Consider the following 15,415-nt stretch of genomic DNA (forward strand, 5'->3'; position numbering starts at 1 on the left):
CAAATCTCGTCGCGCAAATTGCGGCGCGCTGCGATAACGAACACCACGATATCAGGCGAATCGCAATTGGATTGATGGCTTCCGAATCACAAATTCCTGCAGCGCCGCAAGTGGATGCTAAGCGATTCGCGGCTCGCCTCGGAGCCTTTTACGGCACCATGTTCGGGATGCTCGGCACCTATCTGCCGTTCTTCCCGCTCTGGCTGAAGGCGGTGGGGATCGAGGCGTCCTGGATCGGCGTCATCACGGCGGTGCCCGCGGTGACCCGTTTCACCGTGCTGCCGCTGATCACGTCCCTTGCCGAGCGGCGGCGGATGCTGCGCGGCGCCATCATGATCACGGCAGCCGCGACCGCGTTCGGATTTGCCCTCATCGGCACCCAACGCCAGGCACTGCCTGTATTCCTGGTCTTCGTCGTCACCTGCTGCCTGTGGACGCCGATGGGGCCGCTCACGGATGCCTATGCGCTCCGCGGCGTGACGCATTACAGACTGAACTATGGTCCGCTGCGGCTGTGGGGTTCGGCCGCCTTCGTGGTCGGCGCGCTCTTGTGCGGGCTGCTGGTCGATGAAGTCGCGGCGGAGCACCTGATCTGGATCATTGCTGCCGTAGCGGGGGTCAGTGCGCTCACCAGCCTGGGCCTGCGGCCGCTCGAGGTCACAAAGAGGGCCGAGACCGCACAGCGCGGCGGCGTCGCGCTGCTCCGCGATCGGGGCTTCCTCGCGATCATCGCGGCTTCTGCGCTGATCCAGGGCAGCCATGTCGCCTATTACATCTTTGCCTCCATCGTCTGGAAGCAGGCCGGCCTGGGCGGGCTCACCATCGCAGCGCTGTGGTCGCTCGGCGTGCTCGCGGAGATCGTGCTGTTTGCGGTATCGCCGCGCCTCACGCTGCCCCCGGCGATGCTGGTAGTGATCGGCGCACTGGCCGGGGTTGCGCGCTGGGTGATCACCGCGCAAGACCCGCCGCTTCCGGTCCTGGCCGTCGTGCAGCTCACGCATGGGCTGACCTTCGGCCTGACGCAGGTCGGCATCATGGGGCTTTTGGTGCACCAGGTGCCCGGACACATCATGGCGCGCGGGCAGGGCTATCTTGCCGCCTGCAGCGGCATCGTCTCGAGCAGCACCGCGATCCTGTGCGGCGTCGTCTATGCCCGCTACGGCCAGGGCGTCTATTACCTGATGGCCGCGATGGCGGCGTCAGGTGCGCTCGTGATGTGGCTGGGGCGCAACCGGATAGCGTTTTCAAGCGAAGTGGGTACCGGTTCGCGTTAAGAAAACGCGTCAAGAAGGGGACTCCATCATCCCCAGAGCGAGGCCTCCGGCGGATAGACGAGGCTGCCGTCGTAGCGCAGCCCGTGGTCGCGGTCGCGCGCGAGCAACAAGGGGCCGTCGAGATCGACGAAGCGGGCCTGCGGGGTGAGCAGCATCGCGGGCGCCATGGCAAGCGAGGTCGCGACCATGCAGCCGACCATGATGTCGAAGCCGAGCGCCTGGGCGGCATCCGCCATCGCCAACGCCTCGGTCAGGCCGCCGGTCTTGTCGAGCTTGATATTGACTGCGTCGTAGCGGTCGCGGAGCCCCTCCAGCGAGGCGCGCGCATGCACGCTCTCGTCGGCGCAGACGGCAAGCGGCCGCTTGATCTCAGCCAGCGCCGCATCGTTGCCGGCCGGCAGCGGCTGCTCCACCAGCGTGACCCCGGCATCCGCGCAGGCGGCGAGGTTGTCGGCGAGGTTGTCCGCCGTCCAGGCCTCATTGGCGTCGACGATCAGTTCCGCATTCGGCGCCGCTCTTCGTACCGCCTTGATGCGCTCTCCATCGCCGTCGCCGCCGAACTTGATCTTGAGCAGCGGCCGGTGCGCGGCCCTGGCGGTCGCTTCCGCCATCGCCTTCGGCGTTCCCAGCGAGATCGTGTAGGCCGTGGTGCAGGGGGCCGGCGCGCCGCGCCCGAGCAGGTTCCATATCCGATTGCCGCGGCGCTTGGCCGCGAGGTCCCACAGGGCGCAATCCAGCGCGTTCCGGGCCGCGCCCGGCGGCATTTGCGCCTGCAGGGCCTTCCGGTCCATGCCGGCCGCAAGGGGCCCCTGCATCGCCTGGATCGCCGCGAGCGCCGCCTCCGGCGTCTCGCCATAGCGCGGGTAGGGCACGCACTCGCCGCGCCCGGTCATCCCATCCAGGCTGACCTCGGCCACCACGGTAACGGCCTCGGTCTTGGCGCCCCGGCTGATGGTGAAGGCGCCCGCGATCGGCCAGCGTTCGATAAAGGCGGCAAGCTCTTGCGTTAAGCGCGCGGATCGGCTGGAAGTCATTTCAAAATCTCGCAATTTCTGAACCGTGCGCTTGCGGGGCGCTGCCAACTATGGCTGGTTAGCGCCAGATTCTACAAGGCAATGCGGCGTTCGAATTCCTATCTTTCGAACGAGACAACCAGCCTGGGGTGGGCATTTTGAACGGCGACCCGACACTGGAACGGATAACACAGGGCGGCGGCCTTGCCCTGTGCGCCGCGGGGCCGTGGACGGCCCGTTTTGCGCCCGTGCTGGAGCGGATGGTGGCCGACGCGGAAAAACTCCGCGGCACCCGTCCCGATATCTTCATCGACGTCTCCCAGGTCTCCAAGCTCGACACCTTCGGCGCCTGGTTGATCGAGCGGCTCAGGCGCAGCCTGAGCCACGGTGGCGGCGAGGCGACCATCGCCGGGCTCTCGGAAAACTATTCGAGCCTGGTCGACGAAGTCAGGCGGGTGAAGGAAATGCCGGAGGCCGAGACCGGCCCGGTCTCGATTACGGCCATGCTGGACCAGATCGGCCGGGTGGTGGTCGGCATCGGCGGCACGATCATCGGATTGATCGACATGCTCGGCGCCGTGCTCGTCGCGAGCGGGCATGTCTTGATCCGCCCGCGCTCGTTCCGTCTGACCTCGACCATCCACCATCTGGAGCAGGTGTGCTGGCGCGCGGTGCCGATCGTGGTGCTGATCACCTTCCTGATCGGCTGCATCATCGCGCAGCAAGGCATCTTTCATTTCCGCAGGTTCGGCGCCGACATCTTCGTGGTCGACATGCTCGGCGTGCTGGTGCTGCGCGAGATCGGCGTGTTGCTGGTGGCGATCATGGTCGCGGGCCGCTCGGGCAGTGCCTACACCGCCGAGCTCGGCTCGATGAAGATGCGCGAGGAAATCGACGCGCTGCGTACCATGGGGTTCGATCCGATCGAGGTGCTGGTCCTGCCCCGCATGCTGGCGCTGGTGCTGGCGCTGCCGATCCTTGCATTTCTCGGCGCGATGGCCGCGCTGTATGGCGGCGGCCTTGTCGCTTGGCTCTATGGCGGTGTCGATCCCGAAGCGTTCCTTTTGCGGCTGCGCGACGCCATCTCGATCAATCATTTCATCGTCGGCATGGTCAAGGCGCCGGTGATGGCGGCGGTGATCGGCATCGTCGCCTGCGTTGAGGGGCTGGCGGTGCAGGGCAGCGCGGAATCGCTCGGCCAGCACACGACGTCATCGGTGGTGAAGGGCATCTTCTTCGTCATCGTGATGGACGGCGTGTTCGCGATCTTCTTCGCGTCGATCGGGATGTGACCATGCTGGTACAGCCCATTTCCGACGCCATCATCCGCGTTCGCGACATCACGGTGCAGTTCGGCGGGACTCGCGTGCTCGACGGCCTCGACCTCGATGTGAAGCGCGGCGAGATTCTGGGCTTTGTCGGGCCCTCCGGCGCCGGCAAGTCGGTGCTGACGCGCACGATCATCGGGTTGGTGCCGAAGGTGTCAGGACGCATCGAAGTGTTCGGCATCGACCTCGATGCCGCCAGCTCCAGCGAACGGCGCCGGGTCGAACGGCGCTGGGGCGTCCTGTTCCAGCAGGGCGCGCTGTTCTCCTCGCTCACCGTGCGGCAGAACATCCAGTTTCCGGTGCGCGAATATCTGAGGGTCTCACAGCGGCTATTGGACGAGATCATGGTGGCGAAGCTCGTGATGGTCGGGCTGAAGCCCGAGGTCGCCGACCGCTATCCTTCCGAGCTCTCCGGCGGCATGATCAAGCGCGTGGCGCTGGCGCGTGCGCTCGCGCTCGATCCCGAGCTCGTGTTCCTGGATGAGCCGACTTCGGGCCTGGACCCGATCGGCGCCGGCGAGTTCGACGAGCTGGTGCGCACCCTGCAGCGCACTTTGGGGCTGACCGTTTTCATGGTAACCCACGACCTCGACAGCCTATATACCGCGTGCGACCGCATCGCCGTTTTAGGGAACGGTAAGATCATTGCCGCAGGATCGATCGCCGACATGCAGGCCTCGCAGCATCCATGGCTGCGGCAATACTTCCATGGCAAACGCGCCCGCGCCGTCATCGGCTAGCGCGTGATCCCGACAGGTGGAAACCGGTTTTCGGACAAGATGATGCGCGAGAGAGAAGGATCAGTGACGGTTCCGCCGCGGCGGACCCCGAGCTTGGACGAGTAGCTGGAGCAATCGATGGAAACCCGGGCGAACTATGTCCTGATCGGCGCCTTCACGCTGGCGGTGATTGCGGCTGCGTTCGGCTTCGTGCTCTGGTTCCAGAGCCTGCATACCACCAAGCAGCGCAGCCCTTTGCGGGTGATTTTCGAAGGTCCGGCCTCGGGTCTGCGGAACGGTGGTAATGTCAATTTTAATGGTATCAGGATAGGGGAAGTCATTTCGGTGAAGCTCGACAATCCGCGTCGCGTGGTTGCATTCGCGATGGTCGAGAACAACGCGCCGATCCGCAAGGACACCCTGGTCGGCCTCGAATTCCAGGGATTGACGGGCGTTGCCGCGATCTCGCTGAAGGGCGGCGAGGAGACGGCGCCTCCGGTGCCGCTCGACGAGGACGGTATCCCCGTGCTGACCGCCGATCCCAGGGCCCTGCAGGATGTCACCGAAGCGATCCGTGCGACGCTTCAGAACGTCAACCGCATCGTCGCGGACAATCAAGAGTCGGTGAAGAACTCGCTGCGTAATCTCGAGACCTTCACCGCGGCGCTCGCGCGCAATTCCGAGAAGATCGACAATGTGATGCTGAGGGTCGACGGCGTGATGGGCAAGGCCGACAACCTCATGCTCGGCCTCAACAGCATCGCCGGCGGCGATCGCGGTGGCGAACTGGCCGCGATGGTGAAATCGATCCGCGAGCTCGCCGAAGATTTCGACAAGCGCTCCGGCGCACTGATGGCCGACGGCCGCAGGACGCTCGGCGATATCAGCCGCGCCGTGAACAACCTCGACCGCAACCCGACGCGCCTGTTGTTCGGCGCCAGCAGCAGCAGTAGCAGCAACAGCAACGCATCTGAACCGCCGCCTCCGCCGAGGTCGGTAGGGCCGGTACGGAGGCGACAGTAGCGGGCGATTCGTTCCCTCTCCAGCGTCATCGTCCGCGAAGGCGGACGATCCGGTATGCGGCAGCGTCACGGGCTCATCTCAGGCCGTAGCGACTACTGGATGCCCCGCCTTCGCGGGGCATAACGGTGAGAGATTTGTTCTCCGCCGTCATTGCGAGCCAACGGGTCGCGCGAACGCGCGCCCGATGACAGGCTCCGCGAAGCAATCCACCGCATAACGGGTGAGAATGGATTGCTTCGTCGCTTTCGCTCCTCGCAATGACGAAAAGCAAAACGGAGGCCCTTCGGCCTCCATTTCTCTATTCGCTATTCGCCAATCGCTATTCGCGTCTCATCCCAGCCGCCCCGCTGCGTGTGCGAGCAGCGTGTACACCAGCCCCGTCTCCGAGGTGAGATGGTTGCGCAGCGACTGCGGGCCGCGGTCGTCGCGGGCGACTTCGTCGAGCAGCCGCTCGAACTCGGCGATGTAGCGGTCGACCGTCTGCTTGAAGCCGCGGTCGGAGCGGTACTTGCGGGCGACCTCGTCGAAAGCCTTCTGGCCGGCCGGCGTGTAGAGCCGCTTGCTGAACGCCTTGTTCTCGCCGCGCTGGTAGCGATCCCACATCTCAGCCGCAAGGTTGCGGTCCATCAGCCGGCCGATGTCGAGCGACAGCGATTCCAGCGGATTGGCGGCGGCAGCCTGCGGACGGGGACGCGGCGCTTCGCGGGGCGCGGGGGCAGGGGTATCGCTGCGGTTGAGCAGGTCCGACAGCCAGCCGTCCCGGCCGTTGTCCGGGGTCGCCGGGGTGACCGGCGGCGCTTCGGTGCGGCGCGAGGCCGGCGCCGGCACGCCGAGGTCCGGCGGCGGCAGGGTCGATGCGCTGCCATAGTCGCCGCCGCGCATGCGGACATCGCTTGTGCGACCGCCAGCGGCAGCGACCATCACGGTCTCGTCCTGGCGCTGCACGCTGACCCGGCTGTTGGTCGCGACGTCCAGCCCGCGGCCGTGCTGGGCCACGATGCGGTTGAGCTCGGCCAGCGCCTCGATCTGGTCGACGATCACCTTGCGCATCTGCGCGGTGTTCTCCGCGGCCTCCTGCGGCATCTCGAGCACGCCGCGGCGCAGCTCGGTGCGGGTGGCCTCGAGCTCGTTGTGCATCTCGGCCGCCATCTGCTTCATCGACTGCACCATCGCGGAGAACTTCTCCGTCGATTCCTTGAACATCGCATCCGTTTCCTGGGTGCTCTGCTGGTACAGGTCGTTCATGGCGTCGAGCGTCTGTTGCCGCTCGTTCTCGGCCGCGGCGCGCACGGCCTCGAACTGGCGGCTGATCGCCGCAGAGCCGGCGCCGGCGGTCTCCGCCACCACGCGGGCGATGTCGCGGGCGCGCTCCTCGGCCGCGGCGAGCGATTCATCGAGCAGGCCGGTGAAGCGCGACAGCCGCTGGTCGAGATCAGTGGTGCGCAGGTCGATGGTGGTGACCAGCGATTCCAGCGTCGCCTTGCGTTCGGCGATCGAGCCCGTGGTGTTGCGGTTGCTCTGCTCCACCAATGCGGCGGCTTCGACCAACGCGCGGCCGTGGGTGTCGAACTGGGTCGACAGCTCGCCGAGGTCCTCCAGCGCCTTCTGGGTCTTGCTGTTGAACACGGTGAGCTGGTCTTCCAGCGTCTGGGTCGCAATGCCGTTGCGCGAGGTGACGTCGTTCATCGCCGAGACGAAGTCGGCGACGCGGGTCACAAGCGCGCGCTCGAGCGAGTTGAGGTTGTCATGGGCGCCGGTGAGCACCTCCTGCAAGAGGATGTTGCCCTCGCGCAGCCGCTCGAACAGCGCCACCGTATCCGTGCGCAGGATCTTGCTGGTCTCCTGCATCTCGGTGACGGCGGCAATCGAGACCTGGCGCGACTGGTCGATCGCCGCGCGCGAGGAGTGCTCGAGGTCCTTCAGCGACTTTGCCACCGCGCCGGTCGCAAGATCGCCGGCGGAGGTGATGTTGCGCGCGACTTCGGCGCCGTGGCTCGACATCGTCTGCGCGAAGGTATGGCCGCGCATCTCGATCGACTTCAGCGCGTCCGCGGTGGCGCGGTCGATATCGGTGGCGAGCTGCGCGCTCTTGTTGGTGAGCGCTTCCACCAGCGTGCCGCGCCTGGTGTCGACCATCTGCGCCAGCCGCTCGGCCTGCTGCTGCACATAGGTGACGATCTCGTCGGTCTTGCCGGTCATGGTCGAGCCGAACTGGCTGGAGGCGGCGAGCACCGAACGCTCGATGTCGGCGGACGTCGTCTTGACCTTCGAGGAGACCTCGTTGGCGGCGGCGACCAGCGAACTGTGCGCGTTCTGCGCCGAGGTCTGAATCGTGTCGGTGGTGTTCGCCGTGACGGCAGCGAGCGAGCGCTCGATCTGGACCGAGATGGCCTGGATCTGACCAGCCGCGTCGGCCGAGGTCGACACGAACGAGGTCTGCGCCTCGCGTGCGCTGCTCAGGATGGCCGCGGCAGTGTCGGCGCCGACTGCGGTCAGCGTCCGTTCGATATCGATTGCCAGCGACTTGACGTGGTTGGCTGCCTCCGACGATCCGGTGACCAGCGTGGTCTGAACGTCGCGGGCAGCCGAAGTGATCGACTCCGCGATGGCCGCGCCAGCCATCGACAGCGAGCGCTGCATGTCTGCGACCAGCGTCGTGACGCTGTTTGCAGCTTCGGTTGATGCGGCAACCAGCGTGTTCTGGGCCTCGCGTGCGCCTGAGGTGACTGACTCCGCGGTAGCAGCGCCGGCCATGGACAGCGAGCGCTGCACGTCAGCGACCAGCGCCTTGACAGTGTTCGCGGCTTCGGTTGACGCGGAAACCAGCGTGTTCTGCGCCTCGCGTGCGCCTGAGGTGATCGACTCCGCGGTCGCCGTGCCGGCCATGGATAGCGAGCGCTGCATGTCGGCAGTCAGCGTCGTGACCGCGTTTGCAGCGTCGGTTGAGGCCGCGACCAACGAGCTCTGCACGTCAGCGGTTAGCGTTCGTACCAGGTTTGCCGCCTCGGTCGAGGCCGACGTGAGCCTGTTCTGCGCCTCGCGGGCGCTGCTCAGGACTGTCTCGGCCGTCGATGTGCCGGCGGCAGACAGCGAGCGCTCCACATCGACCGAGAGTGCCTTCACCTGGCTGGTGATGTCGGTCGAGGCTGTTGTCAGCGCGCTCTGGGCCTCGCGTGCGCTGGCAACGACTGCTTCCGCCGTCGAGCTACCCGCAAGCGTGAGCGAGCGTTCGACATCGCCCGCCAGCGACTTGATCTGGTTCGTGATGTCGGTCGATGCCGCGATCAGCGTGTTCTGTGCTTCGCGCGCACCGGCCGTGACGGCTTCGGCTGTGGCGGTGCCGGCGAGCGTCAGCGAGCGCTCGACGTCGACGGCCAGCAACTTGACCTGGCTTGCCGCGTCGGTGGAGGCGCTGACCAGCGCGGTCTGTGCCTCGCGTGCTCCCGACAGGATCGAGGCGGCGGTCGCGCTGCCGACGGTCTGCAGGGTGCGCTCGACATCGGTCGAGAGCGCCTTGACCTGGGAGGCGACCTCACCGGTGGCCGCCATCAGCGAGGCCTGGGCATCGCGGGCGCTGGACAGGATCGAGCTCGCGGCACCGGAGCCGACCGCGGTCAGCGCAGCCTCGACTTCGCCGGCGGTGAGCTTGAGCTGGGTGCCGACGTCGGAGGAGACCGTCAGCAGCGACTGCTGCGCGGTGCGCGCGCCGGTCTGGATGGTCTCGCTGGTGTTGACCACCAGATTGGTGAGCGAGCGCTCGGCGTCCTCGACATGCGACTTGATGCCGGAGGAGAGCAGTTCAGCGCGCGCCATCAGCTCGTCGCTGGCCTGGCGTCCGCTGCTTTCGATGCGGCCCGCGACCGCCTCGACGCGCGAGCCCAGGAGGTCCTCGAATTGCGCCACGCGGGCGTCGATGTCGCCGGCGATGGCGCCAACGCGGGTCTCGATGCCGTGGTGGATTTCCAGGAACCGGGCCGAGATGGTGTCGGTCAGATGCGCGCTGCGGCCGTCCACGGTTTCGGTGACGCTGGCGATGCGGCGATCGAGCGCCTCGATCGCCTGCGCGGCGCCGTCGGTGAGCGAGGAGGTGAGCAGGCCGAGGCGGGAGTCGATCGACTGGATCGCCTGCGCCGCACCTTCGGTGAGCGAGGTCGAGAGCATGCCGAGCCGGCCATCGATCGTCTGCGTGACCGAGCTGGTGCGAGTGTCGAAAGTCTGTTCCAGCGACTTCAGGCGGCCCTCGATCGACTCGTCGAGCCATTTGAGGCGGCCCTCGAGCGAATTGTCGAGGAAGCCAAGCCGGGTCTCGAGCGAGGCGTTGAGCGTGCCGAGCCGGTTCTCCAGCGAGCTGTCGAGCGTGTTGACGCGGCCGCTCAGCGCGCTGTCGAACATGGCGAGCTTGCTATCGAGCGACGAGTCGAGGCTGCTGACACGGTCGCCGAGCGTGGTCTCGAACTGCAGGAGGCGCTGGTCGAGGGTCGCCGTGATCTCGCCGCTGTTGGAGGTGAGGCGGGTGTCGAAATTGTCGACATAGGTTTTCAGGGTGTTGGCGATGTCCTCGGTGCGCTGGCCCATGCGCTCGACGATCTCGCCGCCGAACGTCTTCACGGTGCGGTCGAATTCCGCAATGTGGCGGGTGATCAGCGCGCCGAGCGTGCCGGAGTCGCGGGCGAACTTCTCCGCCAGTTCCGAGCCCTGGTTTTTCACCAGTTCGTCGAAGGCGCTCATCTGCAGCGAGAGCGAGTCGTGTGCGGTCTCGGTCTGGCTCACCACCCTGGCAACCAGCGAATTGACGGTGACGTCGAGCACTTCGCTCGCCTTGTCGCCGGAGGTGATGATGTGGCTGGCCAGCCGATTGCCGGCCTCGTCGATCTTGGTGACGAGGTCTCCACTGCGCAGCTCGAGCTCGAGCAGGAGCGAGTCGGAGGAATTCTTCAGGGAATCGTGCGCCAGTTCGGTGCGCTCGGAGATGCCCTCGACAACGCTCACGGCGCGCTGCTCAAATTCGCCGGTGATGCGGTCGATGCGCTCGTTCAGCATCTCATGGACGCGGTCGGCGAGGTCGACGAATTCGTCGTGGACGTGGCCGGTCTTGAAGTTGAGGCTGCTCGTCAGCCGCTCGGAGGCATCGAGCACCGCGCGCGTGGTCTCGGAGCTGGCTTCCTCGAGCCGGTCGAGCAGGTCGCCGCCGCGCTCGCCGAGCGCGAGGATCATGTTGTCGCCGGCGTGGCTCAACGCCTGGGTGATGTGCTGGCCGCGCTCTTCCAGAGCGCCGGTGATGCTCTTTGCGACTTCGTCGACGCGCGAGGCGATCGCATCCGAGATCAGCGCGATGTCGTGGCGCAGGTCGATCTGCACGCCGGAAATGGCGCTGCGCACCTGCTCGGCCTGTCCGACCAGATTGTCGCGCTGGTGGGCGATGTCCTGCAACAGCGCGCGGATGCGCACCTCGTTGTCGGAATAGGCGCGCTCCAGCGCCGCGACCTCATTGGCGACCAGCGTCTCGAGCTCGCCGGCGCGCGCGATCGCGCGCTCGATGCCGTCACCCATCGCCGCGACCTCGCGGCGGATCGCCTGTCCGACCGTGACCATGGAATCGCTCGCCGCCCCTTCGGGCTCCGAGAAGCGGATCGCGACCTGCGCCATCGATTGCGCGATCATCCGCATCTCCTGCCCGCGCCAGGCAAGACTCGCGAGGAAGTAGAATAGCAGCACGGGCGCGAGGAACAGGCAGGCGAGGCCTGCCAGCACCAGGACGCCGCCGCTCTGGCCGATCGCGGCCTGCAGCGAGGACAGGAAGCTCACCGTGAGCAGGCCGCAGCCGACCAGCCAGACGCCGGTGAAGATCGACGCAAAGGTGTAGACGTTGCGGGCAGGGCTGCCCTTCTGCAGCGCCTGCAGGAGCTGTCCGATCGCCTCGCGATCGTCATTGGCGGCGCGCCGGGGGCCGCGTTGCTCCTCGATCGGCTCGAACACCGATCGCTCGTTGCCGGGACGTGTTTCGACTGGACGCGTCTCGAACGGGGTTTCGGGGAAGGGCGTGGTCGCAGCAGGGATCGCGGGCGGCGCGGCTTCGCCGCTACCGGTACTGATCACATCGCGGTTGGGCTCGGCACTGTTCTCACCGATGTTCAGAGCTTCCTGAATGGCAGACAGCGCGACTTCGGTGGGATCTTTCACCTTCTTGGGATTGTTCGCCATGTTAAGTCTGAGCCCTCTCAACTAATACGCGTCGGCGATCTTGCGAACATTGTCCCCCGCAAGCTCGAGCCGTCCCGTCCCCGTAAAGCGGTACGCAAGCACGCCCGTCGGCCGCTTGTCCGCTACATCCGGAAACATCCTATTGGTTGAGCGATGCGAATGAAATGGCCGCGATTAAGACATTCTTAATCATCGTTAACAGGTTTGTGCCATAAGGCCTTATGCTTCCACATAAATCCTGCGAGCTGACGCCCATTGAGGTCCTACTTTGTCTGAAAAAGGGCAAAGTTGAGGCAAATTTGGCCAACGATCCGTTAACTATTTCCGTGATTGGGTGACGCCCAAACGGCCCTACCCAAAAGGAGGTGGTGGCCGGTCCTTAGGATCAGGCCCATGCCGCGTCACCTCGAACGGACCCAATGGATAGCTTCGCCGCCGCTCTCCCCCGGTGACGGCCCGATCGATCTTGCACATCTTGCGCGCATGTCGCTCGGCGACGCCGCTCTCGAGCGCGAGGTGCTTTCGCTGTTCGTGGCGCAGTCGGCCAAGCTGATCGCAGCCCTGGCCACCCTTCCGCAGGATGCGCGCGAACTGGCGCACAAGTTGAAGGGATCGGCACGCGCGATCGGCGCTTTCGCTGTCGCGGATGCCGCCGCCGGGCTGGAACATGTCCTGACGAGTGGCATCGAACCGGCGGAGCCGCTGGCGGTGCTCACTGACGCGGTCGCGCAAGCGCGGAACGGGATCGAGGCCATCCTCGGCGACCCTTCAAGCCCGAATTGACCGGCGACAAATTCGCGTCAAAAGGTTTTGCGTGAGGGCACCCGGCCGCTGGCGCTCCCGGGATCGACCCGTTATAGGGACTGCCGGGGACCTCATCCAGATCCGTATTCCGGTAGCACGAGCGATCATGGCCAAGATAACTTATGTCGACCATTCCGGGGAAAGACGCACCATCGAGGTGGAGAACGGCGCGACCGTGATGGAAGGCGCTATCCGCAACGGCGTTCCGGGCATCGAGGCGGAATGCGGCGGCGCCTGCGCTTGTGCGACCTGCCATGTCTATGTCGACGAAGCCTGGCGCGAGAAGGTCGGCGCGCCCACGCCGATGGAAGAGGACATGCTGGATTTCGGTTTCGACGTGCGGCCGAATTCGCGTCTGTCCTGCCAGATCAAGGTCACCGACGACCTCGACGGGCTCGTGGTGACGACGCCGGAACGGCAGGCTTGAAGCATGACCCTCATGGTGAGGAGCGCCGGAGGCGCCTCTCCCGGACGATGCTTCGCATCGCCTTGAGAACCATGAGGCCCCGCCGGTGGCCTCGTCCCTCGAGACGCGCTTCGCGCTCCTCGGGATGAGGAGATAAAGTGGCGTTCGCCTCGAGAGCGTACCCAGACTAGGCTAGATCAAGGCCGCGGCGGATCCAGGGCTTTAGGTTAGCCTTCACTTCATCCGTCAGCGGAACCGGCTTGCGCGTGGTTTCGTCGATCAGCACCGTCACCGCCTGCGCTGAGGCCACGCATCGACCCTGCGAAAACACCACCTGATCGAACGTCACCGAGGTTCGTCCGAACTTCACGACGCCGAGCCCGAGTTCGATCGTGCCGGGCCAATGCAGCTCAGCGCGGAAATGGGTGTCGAGGCGCACCATGATCCAGGCGAGCCCCTCCGGCACCAATCCCTTGCTGGGATCCTTCATCAGCGTGACGCGGCCGGTCTCGAAATAGCTCGCATAGACCGCATTGTTGACGTGCCCATTGGGATCGAGGTCGGCAAAGCGCACATTGTCTGACAGCCGATAGGGATAGTCTTCCAGGCGCGGCGTGGCGTCGGAACGGATCGGGGCATTCACTTGCACAATCTCCAGGTCGTTCGCCACGTTACAGCCTAGTTGTCGAGTTGCGGCAAGGGGTTGCCGCGGCGCTTGCCGCCCCTATTATGGCGTTCCCGATCAGGCCGTTCCCGATCAGGTCGTCTTGGCTCGGTCGGCAGCCTTCCCATTTCGTACTCAACTGACAAAGAAGCGGATATGAGCGAAGCGATCAAAACGGACGTGTTGATTATCGGCGCAGGTCCCTGCGGACTGTTTGCCGTGTTCGAACTGGGCCTCCTCGACATGAAGACCCATGTGGTCGACATCCTCGACAAGATCGGCGGCCAGTGCGCCGAGCTCTATCCGGAGAAGCCGATCTACGACATTCCCGGCATCCCGCTCGTCACCGGCCAGGGGCTGACGGAGTCGCTGTTGGAGCAGATCAAGCCGTTCCACCCGACCTTCCATCTGAACGAGATGGTTGAGACGATCGAGAAGGTCGGCGATCCCGCCTTCCGCGTGAAGACCGACGCGGGCAAGGTGTTCGAATGCAAGGTGGTGGTGATCGCCGCCGGCGGCGGATCGTTCCAGCCGAAGCGGCCGCCGGTGCCGGGCATCGAAGCCTATGAAGGCAGCTCGGTGTTCTACGCAGTGCGGAAAATGGAGCAGTTCCGCGACCGGAACATCCTGATTGTCGGTGGCGGCGATTCCGCGCTCGACTGGACCCTCAACCTGCACCCGATCGCCAAGCGCATCACGCTATTGCATCGACGCGACGAGTTCCGCGCTGCGCCCCACAGCGTCGAGCAGATGCGTGCGCTCGTTGCCGATGGCAAGATGGACCTGAAGCTCGGCCAGGTCACCGGCCTCGAAGGCGAGGCGGGCAGGCTTGCGGCGGCGACGGTGAAGGGCAACGACAACGCCCTCACGAGGGTCGAGTGCGATACCATGCTGCCGTTCTTCGGGCTCACGATGAAGCTCGGTCCGGTCGCGAACTGGGGCGTGGCGCTGGAGAACAATCTGGTGCCTGTCGACACCGCCGCCTTCGAGACCAACGTATCAGGCATTTTCGCGATCGGGGATATCAACACCTATCCCGGCAAGCTGAAGCTGATCCTGTCCGGCTTCCACGAGGGCGCGCTGATGGCGCAGAAAGCCCACCGCTATGTCTATCCGGACAAGCGGCTCGTGTTCCAATACACGACGTCGTCATCGAGCCTGCAGAAGAAACTCGGCGTCGGTTGATTCCAATCAACATATGTTTGGTCGATTTCAGTCAAAATATCGTCGGTCAGGCCGCGGAGCGGCCGCTGCGGCCATTTGCATCGTTCTGCCCTGCCACTGGAACCTTCCGCGAAATGGCCGTAGTCTTCGCTCATTCGTTCGTTGAATTAGTCGGGTGACGACAATGCGAAATTGGCGATTTCGATTTCGGCTGCTAGTGCCTGTTATCATGGCGCTCCTGGCGGCCGCCCTGCCGGCGCAGGCGCAGCAGCCGTCGGCGGCGGGGCTGTGGCAGAAGGTCGAGGACGGCAGGCCCGTGATCTGGGTGCTGTTCGTCGACCATAACGGCGTCTTCGAAGGCATCATGGCGAAGACATTCCCGAGGCCCGGCGAGCCCGTCACCGAGGCCTGCACGAAATGCACCGACGACCGCAAGAACGCGCCACTTCTTGGCATTCCCTTCATCCGCAACATGAAGCGCGCCGGATTGAAGTATGAGGAAGGCAACGTACTCGATCCGCGCGACGGCAGTATCTACAAGGCCAAGATGAGCGTCAGTCCCGACGGCAAGGAATTGACGATGCGCGGCTACATCGGCATCTCGCTGTTCGGCAAGGACGAGGTCTGGTACCGCCTGCCTGATACGGCGATCGCGCAACTCGATCCCGCCATCGTCGCGAAATATCTGCCGGCTCAGGCGGCGGCGATGAAGCCTCCGGTGCCGGCCGCCACGAAGAAGAACGTCGGTCCAGCCGGCGCGCCTTCGCGCTAAAGCTTCGGTTCTGATTGAATTAGAGCCGACATTCCCACCTCGCTCGA

At 65.3% G+C, this 15,415-nt stretch carries 11 protein-coding genes; 8 read left to right on the forward strand and 3 right to left on the reverse strand.

The annotated features are described in order from the left end of the window. Positions 1–74: 74 nt before the first annotated feature. Positions 75–1,274: an MFS transporter gene (locus AC5ZG1_RS08900; RefSeq protein ID WP_496132633.1), complete on the forward strand. Its 1,200-nt coding sequence runs from the start codon at positions 75–77 to the stop codon at positions 1,272–1,274. Between the two features lie 26 nt (positions 1,275–1,300). Here the strand turns inward: AC5ZG1_RS08900 and dgcA are convergent, their stop codons facing one another. Then, positions 1,301–2,308, reverse strand: a complete 1,008-nt coding sequence (gene dgcA, locus AC5ZG1_RS08905; protein ID WP_496132634.1) for an N-acetyl-D-Glu racemase DgcA — start codon at positions 2,306–2,308, stop codon at positions 1,301–1,303. Between the two features lie 137 nt (positions 2,309–2,445). On the opposite strand from dgcA, the gene AC5ZG1_RS08910 reads away from it, so the two are divergent. The 3 genes from AC5ZG1_RS08910 (at position 2,446) to AC5ZG1_RS08920 (ending at position 5,357) form a co-directional block, all read left to right on the forward strand. Further along, positions 2,446–3,579: an ABC transporter permease gene (locus AC5ZG1_RS08910; RefSeq protein ID WP_496132694.1), complete on the forward strand. Its 1,134-nt coding sequence runs from the start codon at positions 2,446–2,448 to the stop codon at positions 3,577–3,579. 2 nt (positions 3,580–3,581) lie between these two features. After that, positions 3,582–4,355 carry an ABC transporter ATP-binding protein gene (locus AC5ZG1_RS08915; protein WP_496132635.1) on the forward strand — a complete coding sequence of 258 codons (774 nt, stop codon included), beginning with the start codon at positions 3,582–3,584 and terminating at the stop codon, positions 4,353–4,355. A 117-nt stretch (positions 4,356–4,472) separates the two neighbouring features. Further along, the gene (locus AC5ZG1_RS08920) at positions 4,473–5,357 is read left to right on the forward strand and encodes an MlaD family protein (protein ID WP_464346459.1); all 885 of its coding nucleotides are present in this window, start codon (positions 4,473–4,475) and stop codon (positions 5,355–5,357) included. Positions 5,358–5,687: 330 nt separating this feature from the next. On the opposite strand, the gene AC5ZG1_RS08925 is transcribed toward AC5ZG1_RS08920, so the two are convergent. Next, a complete protein-coding gene (locus tag AC5ZG1_RS08925; protein ID WP_496132636.1) occupies positions 5,688–11,558 on the reverse strand; it encodes an apolipoprotein A-IV repeat region-like domain-containing protein in 5,871 nt (1,956 codons plus the stop codon). Between the two features lie 393 nt (positions 11,559–11,951). Between AC5ZG1_RS08925 and AC5ZG1_RS08930 the strand changes: the two genes are divergently transcribed. Both AC5ZG1_RS08930 and AC5ZG1_RS08935 read left to right on the forward strand, forming a co-directional pair. After that, positions 11,952–12,341 (forward strand): Hpt domain-containing protein, encoded by a 390-nt coding sequence (locus AC5ZG1_RS08930; RefSeq protein ID WP_496132637.1) that lies wholly within the window; start codon positions 11,952–11,954, stop codon positions 12,339–12,341. 127 nt (positions 12,342–12,468) lie between these two features. Beyond that, on the forward strand, positions 12,469–12,789 hold the full coding sequence (locus AC5ZG1_RS08935; protein ID WP_028163599.1) for a 2Fe-2S iron-sulfur cluster-binding protein: 321 nt from the start codon (positions 12,469–12,471) through the stop codon (positions 12,787–12,789). Between the two features lie 166 nt (positions 12,790–12,955). Here AC5ZG1_RS08935 and AC5ZG1_RS08940 read toward each other — a convergent pair whose 3' ends face one another. After that, the gene (locus tag AC5ZG1_RS08940; RefSeq protein ID WP_463327702.1) at positions 12,956–13,411 is read right to left on the reverse strand and encodes an acyl-CoA thioesterase; all 456 of its coding nucleotides are present in this window, start codon (positions 13,409–13,411) and stop codon (positions 12,956–12,958) included. Positions 13,412–13,588: 177 nt separating this feature from the next. On the opposite strand from AC5ZG1_RS08940, the gene AC5ZG1_RS08945 reads away from it, so the two are divergent. Further along, positions 13,589–14,617, forward strand: coding sequence for an NAD(P)/FAD-dependent oxidoreductase (locus AC5ZG1_RS08945; protein WP_028163597.1), 1,029 nt, complete (start codon positions 13,589–13,591; stop codon positions 14,615–14,617). A gap of 163 nt (positions 14,618–14,780) precedes the next feature. Continuing rightward, a complete protein-coding gene (locus AC5ZG1_RS08950) occupies positions 14,781–15,368 on the forward strand; it encodes a DUF2147 domain-containing protein (protein WP_456643383.1) in 588 nt (195 codons plus the stop codon). Positions 15,369–15,415: the final 47 nt, after the last annotated feature.

The sequence above is a fragment of the Bradyrhizobium sp. Leo78 genome (assembly GCF_059512425.1).

Coding starts and splice junctions, on each gene's coding strand:
- AC5ZG1_RS08900 (WP_496132633.1), top strand. CDS start 75: ATGGCTTCCGAATCACAAATTCCTGCAGCGCCGCAAGTGGATGCTAAG.
- AC5ZG1_RS08945 (WP_028163597.1), top strand. CDS start 13,589: ATGAGCGAAGCGATCAAAACGGACGTGTTGATTATCGGCGCAGGTCCC.
- AC5ZG1_RS08930 (WP_496132637.1), top strand. CDS start 11,952: ATGCCGCGTCACCTCGAACGGACCCAATGGATAGCTTCGCCGCCGCTC.
- AC5ZG1_RS08915 (WP_496132635.1), top strand. CDS start 3,582: ATGCTGGTACAGCCCATTTCCGACGCCATCATCCGCGTTCGCGACATC.
- AC5ZG1_RS08920 (WP_464346459.1), top strand. CDS start 4,473: ATGGAAACCCGGGCGAACTATGTCCTGATCGGCGCCTTCACGCTGGCG.
- AC5ZG1_RS08925 (WP_496132636.1), bottom strand. CDS start 11,558: ATGGCGAACAATCCCAAGAAGGTGAAAGATCCCACCGAAGTCGCGCTG.
- AC5ZG1_RS08935 (WP_028163599.1), top strand. CDS start 12,469: ATGGCCAAGATAACTTATGTCGACCATTCCGGGGAAAGACGCACCATC.
- AC5ZG1_RS08950 (WP_456643383.1), top strand. CDS start 14,781: ATGCGAAATTGGCGATTTCGATTTCGGCTGCTAGTGCCTGTTATCATG.
- dgcA (WP_496132634.1), bottom strand. CDS start 2,308: ATGACTTCCAGCCGATCCGCGCGCTTAACGCAAGAGCTTGCCGCCTTT.